The organism is Candidatus Proelusimicrobium volucris (assembly GCF_959605025.1).
Lineage (GTDB): Bacteria > Elusimicrobiota > Elusimicrobia > Elusimicrobiales > Elusimicrobiaceae > Proelusimicrobium > Proelusimicrobium volucris.
On record NZ_CAUHCY010000003.1, the window covers coordinates 215,038 to 231,213 of the forward strand.

General features: G+C 42.9%; 12 protein-coding genes. 5 read left to right on the plus strand and 7 right to left on the minus strand.

Annotated features, from left to right (window positions below):
- Nucleotides 1–7: 7 nt before the first annotated feature.
- From ACQY3M_RS04450 to ACQY3M_RS04470, 5 genes are all read right to left on the minus strand, one after another.
- Complete coding sequence (locus tag ACQY3M_RS04450) at nt 8–358, minus strand: hypothetical protein (protein ID WP_428066329.1); 351 nt, start codon at nt 356–358, stop codon at nt 8–10.
- 489 nt (nt 359–847) lie between these two features.
- Nucleotides 848–2,662, minus strand: a complete 1,815-nt coding sequence (locus ACQY3M_RS04455) for an anti-CBASS protein Acb1 family protein (RefSeq protein ID WP_428066313.1) — start codon at nt 2,660–2,662, stop codon at nt 848–850.
- A 377-nt stretch (nt 2,663–3,039) separates the two neighbouring features.
- Nucleotides 3,040–3,807: a glycosyltransferase family 32 protein gene (locus ACQY3M_RS04460; protein ID WP_428066315.1), complete on the minus strand. Its 768-nt coding sequence runs from the start codon at nt 3,805–3,807 to the stop codon at nt 3,040–3,042.
- Between the two features lie 207 nt (nt 3,808–4,014).
- Nucleotides 4,015–4,896, minus strand: a complete 882-nt coding sequence (locus ACQY3M_RS04465; RefSeq protein WP_428066316.1) for a VIT1/CCC1 transporter family protein — start codon at nt 4,894–4,896, stop codon at nt 4,015–4,017.
- 34 nt (nt 4,897–4,930) lie between these two features.
- Nucleotides 4,931–5,362: a pyrimidine dimer DNA glycosylase/endonuclease V gene (locus ACQY3M_RS04470; protein ID WP_428066318.1), complete on the minus strand. Its 432-nt coding sequence runs from the start codon at nt 5,360–5,362 to the stop codon at nt 4,931–4,933.
- 83 nt (nt 5,363–5,445) lie between these two features.
- On the opposite strand from ACQY3M_RS04470, the gene ACQY3M_RS04475 reads away from it, so the two are divergent.
- The 3 genes from ACQY3M_RS04475 (at nt 5,446) to rmuC (ending at nt 9,970) form a co-directional block, all read left to right on the plus strand.
- Complete coding sequence (locus tag ACQY3M_RS04475; protein WP_428066319.1) at nt 5,446–6,741, plus strand: MATE family efflux transporter; 1,296 nt, start codon at nt 5,446–5,448, stop codon at nt 6,739–6,741.
- A gap of 108 nt (nt 6,742–6,849) precedes the next feature.
- The gene (locus ACQY3M_RS04480) at nt 6,850–8,550 is read left to right on the plus strand and encodes a diphosphate--fructose-6-phosphate 1-phosphotransferase (protein WP_428066321.1); all 1,701 of its coding nucleotides are present in this window, start codon (nt 6,850–6,852) and stop codon (nt 8,548–8,550) included.
- 76 nt (nt 8,551–8,626) lie between these two features.
- Nucleotides 8,627–9,970, plus strand: coding sequence for a DNA recombination protein RmuC (rmuC, locus tag ACQY3M_RS04485; RefSeq protein WP_428066322.1), 1,344 nt, complete (start codon nt 8,627–8,629; stop codon nt 9,968–9,970).
- A gap of 94 nt (nt 9,971–10,064) precedes the next feature.
- Here rmuC and ACQY3M_RS04490 read toward each other — a convergent pair whose 3' ends face one another.
- Both ACQY3M_RS04490 and ACQY3M_RS04495 read right to left on the minus strand, forming a co-directional pair.
- Nucleotides 10,065–11,120, minus strand: coding sequence for a hypothetical protein (locus ACQY3M_RS04490; protein WP_428066323.1), 1,056 nt, complete (start codon nt 11,118–11,120; stop codon nt 10,065–10,067).
- Nucleotides 11,080–14,979, minus strand: coding sequence for a hypothetical protein (locus tag ACQY3M_RS04495; protein ID WP_428066324.1), 3,900 nt, complete (start codon nt 14,977–14,979; stop codon nt 11,080–11,082). Before ACQY3M_RS04495 ends, ACQY3M_RS04490 begins: the two co-directional genes overlap by 41 nt.
- A 278-nt stretch (nt 14,980–15,257) precedes the next feature.
- Between ACQY3M_RS04495 and ACQY3M_RS04500 the strand changes: the two genes are divergently transcribed.
- On the plus strand, nt 15,258–15,881 hold the full coding sequence (locus ACQY3M_RS04500) for a DUF47 domain-containing protein (RefSeq protein WP_428066326.1): 624 nt from the start codon (nt 15,258–15,260) through the stop codon (nt 15,879–15,881).
- Nucleotides 15,882–15,892: 11 nt separating this feature from the next.
- Nucleotides 15,893–16,176, plus strand: a 284-nt coding sequence (locus ACQY3M_RS04505; RefSeq protein WP_428066328.1) for an inorganic phosphate transporter, incomplete at its 3' end; no start/stop codon positions are given.

Consider the following 16,176-nt stretch of genomic DNA (forward strand, 5'->3'; position numbering starts at 1 on the left):
GACCGGGTTAAAGCCCCGGAGCGGCGTCCTCCCTAGTTGTTGAGTTTTTATTTGGGCTTCTTTGTTTAAAACCTGTAACCACAAATCTTATATCTTCTCCATAATAATCAGGCCGCACTACTACCATTATCCCTTTGTGCCAAATTTCAAAATTGCCGGATTTGCCTTTTCTGAGTTGTCCGTTCTCTATCGTTTCCGTCAACCGTTCTAATATTACATCTACGTTATATGGGCTTTTCTCCGTTCGGGATTTAATTAAATGTGCTATTCCTTGTTCTTCATTGCCCCAAGCTAAAGTAATATCGCCTATGTCTTCACGCGTAAAAGCGGCTTTAATATGCCCTCTTTGCTCTTGCAGGAGTTTATTAACGGCTTCCTGCCCTTTGTATGCCGTTAAACTTGCCGCCCATTCCGGCCTTTACAGTACCATCATCATCAAGTAATACAGGGCGGCCTTTCTCTTCCTCCCCGTTAGGTTTGACAGTGATCCATCTCTCATCTTCAGCCTTAGCATCCTGAGCTTGCCCTTTTGACTGTAAATCCGTCGTTCCCGGATTTCGATTTGGACTATAAACCTTTGCCTTAGTGTTGACTATTCCTAAATTATCCGCTATACTATTTTTAGCAGAAGATAGATACACCCCGGCAGTTGAAGCCGATAAGTTGGTATCTTCTGCTTCTTTTTTTTTCTCAAAATATGGTTGTAGTAAATATTGCCGTTGTTATCTTCTCTTTTATTAAATTCCATATATATTGACTTTTCCTTAAAGATTGGCTACACTTTTAATAGAACCTTTGGGCAGGAAAGAAATCATTTCTGTTTCCTGAAAAGAGAGAACACAGTTCATCAATCTTTCTCCCCCGAAGGTTCTTTCTTTTTATAAAATCCCGTAATAATCCAGTTCATTTTTTCCCCATTATAATCGGCACAAATTGCGATTTGTTTCCCGTCATACCATATAAGCCAACGATTGGAATATTTTGGATGATTATGTAATCTGCCCTTTTCAACGACTTCGGCAATATTAGAAAGGAATTCCTCTGTATCAACACCTTTACTTTTTCTTCTTGATATTAAATGACATAATCCACGTTCTTCATCACCCCAAGCTAAAGTAATGTCGCCTATATCCTCTCTGTGAAAAGCGGCTTTTATATGTCCTCTTTTTTCTTCTAAAAGTTTATTTATTGCTTCTTGCCCTTTATAACCTTTAAATTCTTCACCTAAAAAGATTTTAATATCAGGGGGATTATCTACCGGGATAAATTCTTCTTTATTAGTATTTTTCTCCGCAAATCTGCCCAATTCGTCCCTATTGACTTCTTTCTCGTTAAAGGCCCTATCCTCAGCTTTGGCTTTGTTGTTCTTGCCGCCGTTTTTGTCTTTATCTTTCCCGGAAGCCAAGGGCTTTAATTCCTCTTCCTGCTGCGGCGTTATTAAAGCTTCCGGCGCGTCTTCCGGAAGCCAAGCCAGCCCGCTGTTTTCGTCTCTAATTACACTTTGCCGCCCTTCATCGGGGCTAATTATCCCTTTATCTATAAGGGTAGCCAAATTCCGGGTTTTCTTCTCTTGCAGATCGGCCTTTTCGCTTTCGTCGGACAAATCTATTTCGCTAAAGATAACATTCGTTTGCGCTTTGCTATCCAAATCGGAACGTAAAATAATGTCTTCCACTCTTTCAATAAATGGTTTATATCCGTTTTCTTGAAGGGATTTAATCTCTAAACGGTAATCCTTGGTACTAAATTCGCCGGTATTTCCTATCCCGCCGCTGGGGTTGGTTTTCATTAGCTTATGTTCAGGCACTTTCGCCACGCTCGCGACCAATTTGTATTGGTTGTCTATAATCTCGGTAAGACCTGTTAGCGTAGTATCTAATTGGTGTACGTCATATTCCGTAAGCCAAATCCCGAAATTATTCAACAGTTTGCGCATCCACGTAAGTTTTTTGGCGGTTTCCGCCTCGTTTAATAAGGCGTTTGCGATGTCGTCGCTTTTAGCTATCGTCGAGCGCTTCGTAAGCAATATCTCCGGCGCTTCGTTAGCGCATTTTTCCGCCGCATAAACCCTTTCATAAATCATTTGCGTAAGAGGAATGCCGCCATATTGATAAGTCGGCTTTAAAATATCGGCAGGCTCGTCATTAAGCCAAATTAACAGGTGGCTACGATGTATTCTGTGCCCGTTAAAAACATAGTAGGCCGGGGTAAAATATTCCGCAGATAAAGGATTTATTATACCCTCCGCGCTAAATTCCGGCCTACACCAATAAGGATCTATTATCGCTATTCCTTTAAAAGAGCCCGGCTTTACCCCGTCGATATTAAAAGGTTTCTCGGTATCTATGCCATCAATAATCGGATAAGCCAAAGCTATACCGAAGATTTTACGATTCCTGCCCCATTTCAGAGCTTTGGCAAATATATCGTATTTTTTCGTTTCGATATTGCCTAATTCTTTTAAAAGTTCGGCATTTTCGCTTTGTTTTTCCTTGCTCAAAAGTTCGGTTTTCCAGCCGGGACGCAAAGCGTCCTCGTTTGGAATTGTGCAGGCATTATCAATAAGCCAATGTTGAGAAAGAAGCGCGCACGCCTGATAACCGATAAAGCCATACTTCGCAAAAAAGGTATACACTATGTCTTGTTTGATTCCTTTGTCCAATCGTTAATAGTTTTCCCTTTCTCAAAAGAGATGATATCCAGAATTATTCTTTTTACTGCTGTTATTTATCTCCTCCTCTGGGGATAGATTATTTTTTTATTGATTCTGTCAATTGTTTACTGTATACTATAAATACCCCTACCGTTAGACACCGCACTTAGTGTAGGCATGACGGAGGGGTTCCTTTTGTGCAATCCTCAATAACCTTTTTATCAAAAGCAAAGGTGTTTTTATCAAAATTGTTTGCCGAATTTGCCCCAATCCTTTTAATCGGCAAACACTCAACAAGCGCTTATGCGGCAAGGATGGTAGAAATTTAAAAGCCCTCGTTTTAAAACGAGGGCTTTTTGATTATACAAAGCATTTAGCCGCGGGGGTTAGTCTTTCCTTACTACCGGCGTGGTGTTTTGCTGTTTCGTCCACTTGCCTTCGGCTTTGTCTATGTATTGGAAGTATTCATTGGTGAATCCCCCTTGGAAACAAGACTTGTAGTGGAAAGTGTTTACCTTGCCGCTGTCCAACAGTTTATTAAAAACGCCTGGGCCCGTCATATCGAACACTCCTCCGATAGTATTTTCCTCTATATTGCGTTTAATTTGCTCGATAATTTTACCGATTATGGGGTTATTGGGCGCGGCGGCAATAAATGAATTGCATATTCTGCCGTCTTTAAGTTTAAGGAATTTTTCGGTATCTTCTGGTTTTATCAGTTTATCCAAGGATACTACGGTTGTGGCGTCGATGTCCAAATATACTCCGCCGTATTTGTACAATACCAGTACGCGCCAAAAATCGGCTTGCGCGGCGCCTATTTGTATTCTGGAATAGGCGTCATAAATATCCTTCGGATAATTTTCTTTTATGAACTCGGCCCTGGCCTCCGTAGATACGAAACGATGCTCATAAGTAGGCGACATATGTCTGTTTACCCAATAGTTGAAATATACGGGCAAAGTAAACTTATCGGTAAAATTGGTCTGCCAAATTATGCGCGGGATTTTCTGTTCGTATTTTGCTTTTTTCAAAGGTTGGGTATGGGACGGAACAGTAAAGCGCTTCTTGGGAAAAAGATATTGATAGACATAGCATAGATGTTTAAAAATGTTACCGCTTAGCAGCAGCAGTCCCTTGTATACGGAAAGCATAGAATATACCTCTTTTTCGTTTATGTTTTTGACGTAAAAAACGTTGTCTTATGCCAAGATTATAATAAATAAGACTATTCTTTTCAATCGTAGAGATTATCTACGCGTGCGGAAAGAATTTGATTTGAGCGCGGGGTTTGTTTCTGATTATTATGCAGAATAAAAAACCCCTCTTTTTGAGGGGTTTCAGGGTCGTTAAAGCTATTTCTATATATCGATATTTAAGAAATATCTCGCCAAAAGGCCGATGACGAACGATATTATTGCCACGCCCAAGCTTATCCCCGCCATCTCGCCAAAGCGTTTAAAGAACGGCAGACTCTTTGCCACCGATACGTAATAATTGAAGATGAATATTATCAGTATCATTATCGCCAACATCGTAAACAAAGCCGCCAAATACATATCCTGCGGGTAAATCAGATAGGGCGCTACCAACAGTACTACCGTTATAAGATAGGCTATGCCCGTGTAAATACTGGCTTTTAGGGCGTCTTTGCTGCCGCTGGCTCGTTCGGCCAGATAGTTTGAAGCCGCCATAGATAAAGTGGCCGATATGCCCGTTATTATACCTGCAAGAGCGACCAGGCGGGTATTGGCCAAAGCCAGAGTAAGGCCCGCTATCGTGCCCGTAAGCTCGACAAGCGCGTCGTTAAGGCCAAGCACCATCGCCCCTACGTATTTAAGGCGTTCTTCGTCCAAAAGGTCTATCAGGGCGGCCTCGTGCGCCTTTTCCTGGGCGATTATATCGTTTATATTGCTTATTTTATCTTGCAGAAGGTGCATATCCTCTATGCCTTGATATTCGTTTTTCTCCATCAGCTTTATGACGAATGTATACCCAAATAATATTGACATCAAACCGTAGCACAAAATTTTTGCTCTAGAGGGCTTGGCTTTTTCGCCGAGGTATCTTTCCCACAACAATGCGTGTTCGTGTTCTTCGGAAGATATTTTTAAAAGGACTTCTTTATTGTGCGGATTTTTTTCCCGCGCGGCTATGTTTTTGTATATGACGGAGGCGGTTATTTCGTCGCGCTGGTATTTGCGCATAAGATTTTTTTCGTACGGAGTATATTGTTCTTGCATAGATTACCTTCTTAAAATATGGAAATATATTAAATTATATCTTTTTGTAAATTTTCGTTCTCTCTCTGGTCTTGCGGTACCAAAGCGGTTTTTTGGCGATTTTTTGAGCTAGTCTTTCCCGTATTAACGCCAAGTCTTTGTCTGAAGGGGACCAAGCCCCAAATAGATTGTGTTGCAGAAAAATATTTCTGGGGAATATACGCCTGGCATCAAGTTTGTAGCCTCGGCGTTTGAGTTCCTTTTTAAGGGCTTCGTATCTTTCGTCAAGGTATTTGCCTTTATCGTAGAAGAATTTCACGTGCCCACGCCCGAGCATAAATTCTGGCGGGATATCTTCGGGTTTGAAGCCTCTTTTGCTCTTTAGGCTGCGCTTAAGTGCGGCGGGAATCATAAAGATTTCGCGGTATTCGGCCATAAGGTGCTGGTCGTAAAGTTCGCGCGGATTTAGCAAATTTATTCTTGTCATACTACCCCCGTAATAGTATAAGGGCGCGGGCGCGCTTTTCAATGGGCGAGGCAGGAGCCTTTCGGGATTGATATAATTTATATATGAACAGAGAAATCCTTCGCCTGGCACTCCCAAATATAATAGCCAATATAACTGTCCCTATTTTGGGTATGACCGATACGGCAATATCGGGGCATTTGTCATCTTCTCTGTATATAGGGGCGATAGCGGCCGCGGCGGTGATATTCAATTTTTTGTATTGGAATTTTTCTTTTTTGAGAATGGGTACCAGCGGTTTTACCGCCCAAGCGCTGGGCGCGCGCGATTTGAGAGAAACTACCGCCGTCTTGTGCCGCTCGCTTTTTACGGCTGTATCGGCCGGCGCGGTATTGATAATACTGCAAAGCCTAATCTTTGAGGTTGCGTTTTTCTTTCTTAAAGCTTCGGCCGAAGTAAAAGAGCTTGCCGCCCAATACTTCTACGTTTATATATGGTCAGCCCCGTTCGCTTTGGCGATGTTCGCGTTTTCGGGCTGGTTTATAGGAATGCAGAACGCTAAAGCGCCTATGGCGATAGCGATAAGCGCGAACTTGGCTAATATTGCGGCCAGCCTAATATTCGTATTCGTTTTCGATATGGAAATTAAGGGGATAGCGTTAGGTTCGTTGGTGGCGCAAATACTTTCTTGCGCTTTGGCTGCTTTAATTTGGCTTAAATATTACGGCAAATTAAGGCGTTATATAAGCCTTGGGTGTTTGAAGTCAGCGCAAGGCTTCAAGGCGTTTTTCAAGGTAAACAGGGATATATTCATAAGAAGTTTCGGCTTGATTATGGCAACGGTGTTTTTTACTGGCATCTCGGCGCGGCGGGGCGATATTTTCTTGGCGGCGAACAGCTTGCTTATGCAGCTTTTTTTGTTGTTTTCCTACATTATGGACGGGTTCGCTTTCGCGGCGGAGGCTTTAAGCGGCAAATATTACGGCGCGAAGAACTATTTAAAACTTATAAAAATCGTAAAGAGGATATTTCTTTGGGGTTTTTGCCTTAGCGGAGTATTTGCTTTGCTCTATCTTGGATTTACGGATCTCATTTTGAATATTCTTACCGATAAAACCGAAGTAATCGCCATGGCTATGAATTATAAATATTGGGCGGTATTGATCCCCTTTGCCGGCTTTGCGGCGTTTTTGTGGGACGGAGTATTCGTGGGAATAACTGCGGCGCGGCAGATGCGTAACTCGATGTTGTTTGCGGTGGGGGTGTTCTTTGCGCTTTATTGGCTGCTTTCCCCTGCATTGGATAACAATGCCTTATGGCTGGCGTTTTTGGGTTATCTTTCCATACGCGGATTGGCGCAGTTTTTATACTTCGGCAAGATAAAGAAGCGGTTTAAATAGACTTCCGCGAACGCGTTGGAAAAATCGAAAACGGAAAAAAGGGCGCTTTTCGCTCTCAAAAAAGTATAATATTATTAACTTATATATTTAATATAGGAGAGTTACATCATGGCCACTAAAAAGTGCAACAAGAAATGTGCGCCTCAAGAGTGCTCGCAGCTTCAGCAGCACAGAGGCAAGTTTAAACCTGTACTTCCCAATATTTTAAAGAACGGGCCCGCGTCCGTTAAAGTGAAAGCGGGCAAACCGACTAAAAGCGTTGCCGATCAAGCAAAGGTAAAAAAGATTTTCCCCCATACTTACGGTATGCCGGAAATAGCTTTCGTCAAGGGCGCCAATTCGGCCGTATCAAAGAAACCCATTAACGCGGCGGTAGTGCTTTCCGGCGGGCAGGCTCCGGGCGGCCATAATGTGATAGCCGGCCTTTTGGACGGATTTAAAAAGGCCAATTCCAGAAATAAACTTTTCGGCTTCTTGGGCGGGCCCAGCGGCGTAATCGATTGCAACTTCATAGAGATTACCCCCGCCTTAATGGATAAATTCAGAAATACCGGCGGATTTGACTTGATACAGTCCGGCAGAACGAAAATAGAAAACGACGAGCAGTTAAGCAAAGCCAAAGAAAATATCGTAAACAATAAAATTTCTGCCTTTGTGGTAGTCGGCGGCGACGATTCCAACACCAATGCCGGAGTAATAGCCGAATATCTTAAAAAAGAAGGCGTGGACGCCAGCGTAATCGGCGTACCTAAGACGATAGACGGTGATTTGAAAAACGAACAGATAGAAACCTCCTTCGGTTTTGATACCGCCACCAAAATCTATGCGGAAATGGTCGGCAATATCTGCCGCGACGTAAATTCCGCCAGGAAATACTGGCACTTCGTGCGCCTTATGGGCAGGAGCGCCTCTCACATCACTTTGGAAGTGGCTTTAAAAACCCACCCCAATATTACTTTGATAGGCGAGGAAGTCCTGGCCAAGAAAATGACTTTGGCCCAAATCGTGGACTATTTGGCCAAAATCGTGGCGGCAAGAGCCAAAGACGGCAAAAACTTCGGCGTAGTATTGGTGCCGGAAGGTTTGATAGAGTTTATCCCGGAGATGAAAGAACTCATCGCCGCTTTAAATGACCTCTTGGCCGACAATGAGGAAGCCCTTTCCAAATTGAACAAAGTTTCCGAAAAGAAAGAGTTTGTAATTTCCAAACTGCCCAAGAAACTGGCCGACTTGATGAAATCCCTGCCCGAAGGCATCGCCTCCCAGCTTATGTTGGACAGAGATCCGCACGGCAATGTTCAGGTATCTTTGATAGAGACGGAAAAGCTCTTAATCGAAATGCTTCGCGCCAGGCTTGCCCAACTCAAGAAAGAAGGCAAATATAACGGCAAATTTTCGGCCATTACGCACTTCTTCGGCTATGAAGGGCGTTGCGGCGTGCCTTCCAACTTCGACGCCAATTATACCTACGCTTTGGGCTACAACGCGGCGGTATTGGCTTTGAACAAATGCAGCGGGTATCTTTCTTCCGTAAGGAATTTGGTCAAAAGCCCCAAAGATTGGGCTTGCGGCGGCATTCCTCTTACGATGATGATGAATATTGAAAGAAGAAAAGGCAAGGAAAAACCCGTAATAAGGAAAGCGCTCGTAGACCTTAAAGGCGAACCGTTTAAGCAGCTTGCCAAGAACAGAGAGCTTTGGGCCAAAACCGAAAGCTATTTGTTCCCCGGCCCTATGCAGTTCTTCGGCCCGGAAGAGGTTACCGATATGACTACCGAAACCTTAAAATACGAGCATAAAAAGAAATAAAAATTCTTTAAACTCACAAATCCCCGCCTTTTTATATGGCGGGGATTTTTATTTTCTATTTTGATATTATGTAACTATGTCAATAATTATAATTCTTATTTTGGCGGTTATTGCCGCCGCTCTTACGGCGTGGGTTTTCCTCCTGAAAAAGGAAAACGACGCCAAAAACAAAGATTTCGCCGATATATCTGCCAAAGCTGCCGTTTTGGAGAACGAGAACAAAAACCTTTCCGCCCTCAACCAAAAATGTGAAAGCGAACTTAAAGACACTCAAAACTTGAACGAGAGCCTCAAAAATGAGCTTTCCGCCCTCAAAGCCAAAGAGGCCGAACTAAAGGCCGTAAAACAAAATTTGGAAGATAATTTCGCCCGCCAACAGGCCTCCTTTGACAAACTTCAGGCTTCTGCTAAGGATAACTTCCGCCAGCTGGCCGACGAAGTTTTTAAAACAAAAATATCGGAGCTCAAAACCGAAAGCAAAGAAATCGTAGCCCCTTTAAACACAAATTTGGAGAAACTGCATGATAAACTTTCCAGAATGCAGAACTTAAACGAAAACCTGCAAAAAGAAGCCGCTAACCTTACCAAGGCGCTTCAGTTCAGCGGGAAAACTCAGGGCAACTTCGGGGAAATGATATTGGAAGAAGTTCTGGAAGCTTGCGGCCTTAAAAAGGGTGTAAATTATGAGGTGCAGGCCACCTTGCATTCCGACGAGGGCAAACCTTACCGCCCTGATTGCATAGTAAATTTGCCCGACCAACGATATATAGTAATAGACTCTAAAATGTCTTTAACGGCTTACACGAAATTTGTTTCAGAAGAAGATTCCGAACTAAAAGCCAAATATTTGCAGGACCATATAGAATCCATCGAAAAACACATCAAAGAATTATCGGCAAAAAAATATCAGGATTTAAAAGAAATCAAAGGCCGCACGCCGGATTTTGTAATGATGTTCGTACCCATAGAATATGCCTATATGGCCGCTTTGGACGCCAAACGCGATTTGGGCATTTTCGCGGGCGGCAAGCGCATAGCGGTGGTGACGGCCTCCTCCCTTATACCTATCCTTAAAACGGTGGAAAGCCTCTGGCGCATAAGCACCAGCCAAAAAGAAATGGACGAGATAATTAGAATAGGCTCCGCAATACATACCCAAGCCGCATCGTTTTTAGAGAATATGCAGGAGCTTAGAAACGGCATAAACAAAGCGGGGCAGGCCTTTAACAAGTCGATGACGTCGCTAGACGGCGGAAGAGGTATTTTGCTCTACGCAAAAAAACTTGAAGAGCTGGGCGTTAAAGGTAAAAAGAACCTGCCGCAGGACAAATCGGCGGGAGTTAAAGTCCCCCTTCTGGGACAGCCCGAAGAGAATACAACAGACGAAACCTCCGACAGTTTGTTTGAAGACGTGGACTGATACTACTCTTCGTCAGATATATTATCGTTGCTCAGCGGGATATTGTTAGGATTTGTTTCTTTCAATATCAGCGGTATGTAAATATCGTCTATTTTTAAGCCATGGTCAAACCCGTAGGAAGGCAAGTCTTTGCTTTGTAAAAGGTTATTTTGCCAAAAAGAATCGTCCAGCAAAAACTTTTCCCTAAAAGAATCGTATCCTTTAAAAAGCCCCGCGTTATAGAATATATTATTGTCAAAATAGGGGTCAGAAAGCCGAGTCTTATCGTCTTTTTAAGGAAGCTCTTGATAGTCAAAGTCGGTATAAAAAAGGAATTTATTTTTCCGCCGATATGTGCTATACCAGCCACGCCGTCGTGCCCCTTTTGATCTGCGGGCAACATTAAAAGCGAACCTGAAGTGCCGCCAAGTACAGAAGGCAAAACGTTTATAAGAGGATATTTTGACGTCTTATCTTGTTCAAACATAAGCAAGGGCTTTTTTATGAAACGAAAACCGTTGCCCGGATATCCTATTGTATATAGTCCCCCGCCGGTTTGAGGCATAGGCTTCAAAGACAAAGGCAAAGGTTTATATCTATCCAAAACACGGATATCCTTGGGGAGCAGCAAAGCCAAATCCATTCCTTCCCTATCGGTAGTTTTGGCAATTACGTCGGCCTCAAACATATTGAAATCGCTGTCAAAAAGATGGACTTGGCTGGCTTTTCCTACGGCATGCCTGTTGGTAAGAAGAAACTTCATTCCCAAATATTCCGTTAGGAAAGCGGTGGCATTATATCTGTTGTTCGACCATAGAGAAAAGACACTCTTTCTGTAAGGAGATACATCATATGAGCGCATTTTGCTGCGCCAAGAATCAAGATAGTTCGTAGTGCCGAATATATCCGACAAATCTAATTTTATAAGATTATAGAAAATTTGCTTTTCCGTTTTGTCGTAGGGCACATGGGATAAAGATCTTGCCGTCATATTAGGGATCATACTTTCGTCGCTTCCCTTAAAATTTCCCAGAAAAGGATTGGTATAGACCGAATGAAATTTTTCTGTTTGACCAGCCGCGAAATCGGGCCCCGTTCCCCCGTTATCCTCTATCGGCTTTAAGCCGTCTTTAGAGTTTGAAAGGTAATAAATACCAGACTCCCCCCCCATAGTTTTGAGGCGCGGTCTTGTCCCAATCCATATTTTCTTTATTTATAAGGACACCCTTGGACGTCATATAGGCGATAGGATCCTGTATGATATCTTTAAATGCATCCGACGGAAGCATATCCTGACTAAACCAGGAATAATTATAATTTATCGGGCCTATCCAGCTGCCGTCTACGGCGTTGCGATATTCCAAGTGGAGATGGAAATTTATCTTTCTGCCCAGCAAAAGTTCATGCCCGCCGACTCTTATTCTGGATTGTCCGTCGTGGCTGTATATAAAGAAAGTCCCTTCAGAATTTTCAAACCATACAGCCGGGGACGCCTTGGAAGCGCCCAATACATTTATAAGCCATTCTTTATATTTCGAAAGCAGAACGGAATATTTTACCTTTCCTTTGGCGGCGGATAATTCTTTATACAAATCTTTCTTTATTTCTTTGCCTAAAGCCATCTGAAGCACATTGTCATTTGAAAAATTTTCCCATTCATAAGTATCGCCGCTTAACCCTACCAAATAAGAATGTTTTGGGGCACCCGCCTCGCTTGAGCGGAGTTTTATTTCTATTAAATTTTTTAGTACTTCCTTCTGCTTCTCCGCACTGAAGGTTAAAGCTCTTTGTAAGGCGGATTTAACCATAAAATTGGCTGAGGAACTTACATATTCAAACATATCCTGCAGGGGGCTGTCTTCTATCACTAAAGACTTTATTACTTGCCAATCTTCCAGCGGTCCATACTTTAGGGATGGTATTCTATGTCCTGAGAGGGCTATCATCTGCCCGCTTTCAAGAGATTCTATTGCGCCTACGATTTCGTCCATATACATATCAAATGTCTGATGTCCGTATGGATTTTGGTCGATAATATTCAACAATTCGGCAGTCAATTTTGGCGAAAGGTATCTGGCGGCAGCCTGCAGCTGCTGATAACGGCCTTTGTTAGCCTTGGGGATGCTGCGTTTCTTTAGAAGTTGAGAAGCAAAGTAAGAAAATTCGTCATAGCCGATAACTTCTGGCAGGGAAGATTCGTCCTGATTGGATATGGACAATATTGATTCCTGCGGCTGGGTTACAGCCGGCAAACTACCCGTTGGGGAATGGTCAAAATAATAGTTGCCTGCGTAATTGACTTTAAATCTCGCGCTCGGCCCGCCGTGAAATTCATTCAAAATACCCTCTATTTTCGGGAGTGCGAAGATGGAATATATTTGCTTTGTTCCCGCCGTTCCTTTCTGCAAGCCGTTGGCTACGGCTGCCGCCGTTTTTGAAGTGTTTGAGAAAACCTCAACCGTAGTTAAGCTTGGTGTTACTTTTGTGATATTAAAAGCGGTTCCGAAGGCGTCGGACAAATTATAAGCCGTTTTAATTGCCGTCTGCGGCGCTTGCGAAACGGGTGCCACGATTACGGTTGGACTAAAGAGATTTACGGTAGGCGCTCCGGTAAGAGTCAAGCCCGAAAAAGCTTTGCCCGGATTGCGTATTGATCCTCTGGCTATTTGTTCGCTTACGTCCCAAGAGGGCAATATCCACGAGAAATATTGATCTGCGATAAAACGTTTCCATTTGGGCAACTCTTTATACGGCTTATTAAAGAACCAGCCCGGTTTAAACGGTTTTGAAGCAACCGGCTGAGACATTTCTAAAGCTTCTTCCGCTATTTTCATTTGGGTTTCGGATTCCCGCTTGGATATGAACAATCTTTGTTCGCGCGTAAGCTTCCCAGAGCTTTGCGCCGCCGCACCGCCGCCGCCTTCCCCCACCGTTGCGGTAAGAACGGTTTTCTCCCCTTCTATCGCCGGGGTGGCTTTAACGGTTTGTCTGCTTAAAACCACTTGAGCAGTACCCTCATTTAAAGGCGTTTTTTCGGCTGAGGCGACAACTTTTTGTGATGAGGAAGTATTTGTCGCTTTCCTGTGTTTTTCGGCCATTGAGGAAAGTGCTTTTTGGGTATCTTTGCCTTTTGGGGCCGCATTTTTTGTATTTTTGGCAGACGCACCTATCGAAGAGCCCTGTTTAGCAGGTGGTGCCGCCGTTCGTTTTACCGGGGTTACCCCGCCTTTCTTTATATTTGAGTGTACTTTCTTTAGCAAAGCGCCTTTGCCCGCACCTCTGATTTTGGCGATGCGCGCGCTTCTTACCGCTCTGGAAGTACGGAAACTCTTTATAAAAGAGGAGGTACCCCTCGCCAAAGAAGGCAGACTTACTACAAATGATGTAATCAATACCGCGCTTACCAATATATCGCCCCATACGGCCAGCTGAGCTATTTTTTGGTTCTTTTCCGCCCTAGATATTTTTATGGCGTCTTTGGTCTTTTCCGGTCTATAACCGGCATTATAACTTTTTGATACACGCGCCATTATATTATTGACACGGCGTTGGGTGCCTTCGTTTAAATCCCACCAGTCCAAGCTGTAAAGTTTTCCTATTACATAGGCAGAATTCCCGCCTTTTACCCCGCCGCCTTTTATCGCACCGGTAACCAAAGGTATATGCACCGCCGAATATCCGGTGTTTGAAGATCTTAAAGCAAAAGCGTAATTGTTTACCGCTTTGTTCGCTATCGCGCGGGCGCGGTTATCGGGCCATTGGCTTAACAATACTCCGATATCTTCCAAAAGATTGCCGTAAGGCATATTGTAGCCGCTGTGTCCGTCTTTAGCCATACTTATGCCGAAATTGCTATACCCGTATTCTTTTGCGGTTTCTTCGTCTATATATTGGAACCTTAAACCGACTTCGTTTAAATATCTTCCGCCGCGGCCTCTTATCCTATTATTTATATCGGTGCTTTTGTCCACCCAGGCTTTTATTGAAATAATGTCAAATGCGCGGCCGAGTATTTGCCAAACGCTGCCCACCCTCAAACCGTCGGACAAACTGTCTTTAAGAAGGAATTTCTCCAAAAGCTGATAAGCCCTATTGTTGGCAGTCAGCAATAAGGCGGTAACATAATTGCCCAATACCAAGGCGCCGTAATCTTCCCTGTAATTATTTTTTAATTGTTTGTAGAGAAGCTCGGCGTTTGCGTTTTTATCGGCGGCGGAAAGATTGTCAATCATACCGAGCGAAAGCGCTATATATCCCAATTTTTCGCAAGCGGAGCGGCGTTCTTCTTTTCCTTTCCTGGCGTCGGCCCGCCCATCTCCGCCGGCAAGACCGGGCATTATATCTGCCATATAGACGTCATTATCGCAATAATCGCCGGTTTTATTTATCAGCTGTCTAAAATACTTCTGCGCTAACCCCGCATCGCCGACGCTTATCCCGTATTCCGATATGGTATTGTAAATGTCTTTGGCGGGTGCTAGCATAAGTTCATTGTTCCAACGCCATTTTTTATTCGTTTCGTCGACGCCTGCCCCATACCTTAAAAGCGCCCTAAGCAGGCCCCTATTATATATTAGAGGGTCGAAGCATTTTCCGTTATCGCAGATATCGCCGTTTTTATTCCTGAATTTGGAACTGTTGGCGATATATACGGCGTCATCGGGGCCATATGTGTGAGTTTTGTTTATATGGTTATATGCGGCGGAAACCGCATCTTCTTCTGCGACGACGGCTTTTTTGTATTCAAAATATAAATCCTGCCATTCTTTTTCGCTTAAAGAACGAAAAGATTTTAAATCTTTATCGAAACTCATCGCGAATTTATAACTATCGAAAGAGAGGGTGTTGCCTATCGTGAAGAATTTTGCGTTTACGGCAAATTTTTCCTCGTCAAAAGAAAATTGTTTATCCTTATTTTGAGCCCAAAAAGGGGTGGCCGTATAAGCCTGCGCATAAGTGGGAAGCGAGCTCTGCGCCAGCATAAACAGTGAAAGAAGTACAGATGTATATTTAATCAAGTGCGCTTTCATATTTAAATACTAATAATATAGAGGAAACTAAACAAGTGAAAAAGGCCCTATCACTCTTTAGGACTAAGGACCTATAAACAAAAAGACAAATTATGATATAATTTAGATAATAAGAATTTGTTTATGGACTATTATAAGCGTAGAATATCTAAATTTAAAAATGAAAGAAGTCCTTTGTCCAGGACTATAAATTTTTTTGCGTATTGAAGAGCAGACTTTTTAGTCTGCTCTTTTTTTACGAATTTCAAATAAAGATTAAAAAAAGGAGAAACAAAACTATGTTATTTATGCCAAAAGAAGTAAAATTCTTCGATCTGTTCGACAAGCAGGCCGAAAATCTGTTGGAAGGAGCCCAGTTGCTTAATAAAATAATCAACACTCCCGAGATAAACAGAGACAATGTTGACAAAATGCACGCAATAGAACACCGCGGCGACGAGATAAACCACAATATATTGAATATGTTAAACGAAAGTTTCATCACCCCCTTTGACCGCGAAGATATTTTTACCCTTGCCCAAAATATGGATAATGTAATAGACGGTATTTATATGATAGCCAACCGCTTTTATTTATATAAGATAAATACTCCTTCGGAAGAGAGTAAAAAGATGGCTTCCATAATAGAAAATTCCGTAAGCGCGGTATGTAAGGTTGTAAATTCCTTAAGAAATAATAAAAATATAAAAGAAACCCTTAAACAATGCGTAGAGATAAATCGTCTTGAAAATATGGCCGATGAAATCCGCGATGAAGCCATATCCCGTATCCTCAATGACGATAAAGCAAACCCCATATTGGTTATTAAACAGAAAGAACTTTTTGAAGAAGCTGAAAAAGTTACCGATATGTGCGAACACGTAGCCAATGTTGTGGAATCAATTATAGTCAAGAACAACTAAGAGGTATCAATATGGATATTATTTGGATAATTTTTCTTATAGTTCTGGCATTGTTTTTCGACTATCTCAACGGTTTCCACGATGCCGCCAACTCAGTGGCCACGGTAGTATCAACCAGAGTACTCTCTCCTAGGGTAGCGGTATGGTGGGCGGCGTTTTTCAACTTTGCAGCACTGTTTGTGTTTCATACGGGAGTGGCAAAAACGATAGGCAGCGGGATTGTCGACATATCAATAGTGGATACAAACCTTGTTTTCGGCGCGCTTATGGGCGCATGCGTATTGAATTTGCTTAC

Bases quoted from the DNA above. Each gene is read 5' to 3' on its own strand.
- ACQY3M_RS04460 (WP_428066315.1), bottom strand. From the start codon at position 3,807: ATGCTTTCCGTATACAAGGGACTGCTGCTGCTAAGCGGTAACATTTTT.
- ACQY3M_RS04465 (WP_428066316.1), bottom strand. From the start codon at position 4,896: ATGCAAGAACAATATACTCCGTACGAAAAAAATCTTATGCGCAAATAC.
- ACQY3M_RS04470 (WP_428066318.1), bottom strand. From the start codon at position 5,362: ATGACAAGAATAAATTTGCTAAATCCGCGCGAACTTTACGACCAGCAC.
- ACQY3M_RS04475 (WP_428066319.1), top strand. From the start codon at position 5,446: ATGAACAGAGAAATCCTTCGCCTGGCACTCCCAAATATAATAGCCAAT.
- ACQY3M_RS04480 (WP_428066321.1), top strand. From the start codon at position 6,850: ATGGCCACTAAAAAGTGCAACAAGAAATGTGCGCCTCAAGAGTGCTCG.
- rmuC (WP_428066322.1), top strand. From the start codon at position 8,627: ATGTCAATAATTATAATTCTTATTTTGGCGGTTATTGCCGCCGCTCTT.
- ACQY3M_RS04490 (WP_428066323.1), bottom strand. From the start codon at position 11,120: ATGGGGGGGGAGTCTGGTATTTATTACCTTTCAAACTCTAAAGACGGC.
- ACQY3M_RS04495 (WP_428066324.1), bottom strand. From the start codon at position 14,979: ATGAAAGCGCACTTGATTAAATATACATCTGTACTTCTTTCACTGTTT.
- ACQY3M_RS04500 (WP_428066326.1), top strand. From the start codon at position 15,258: ATGTTATTTATGCCAAAAGAAGTAAAATTCTTCGATCTGTTCGACAAG.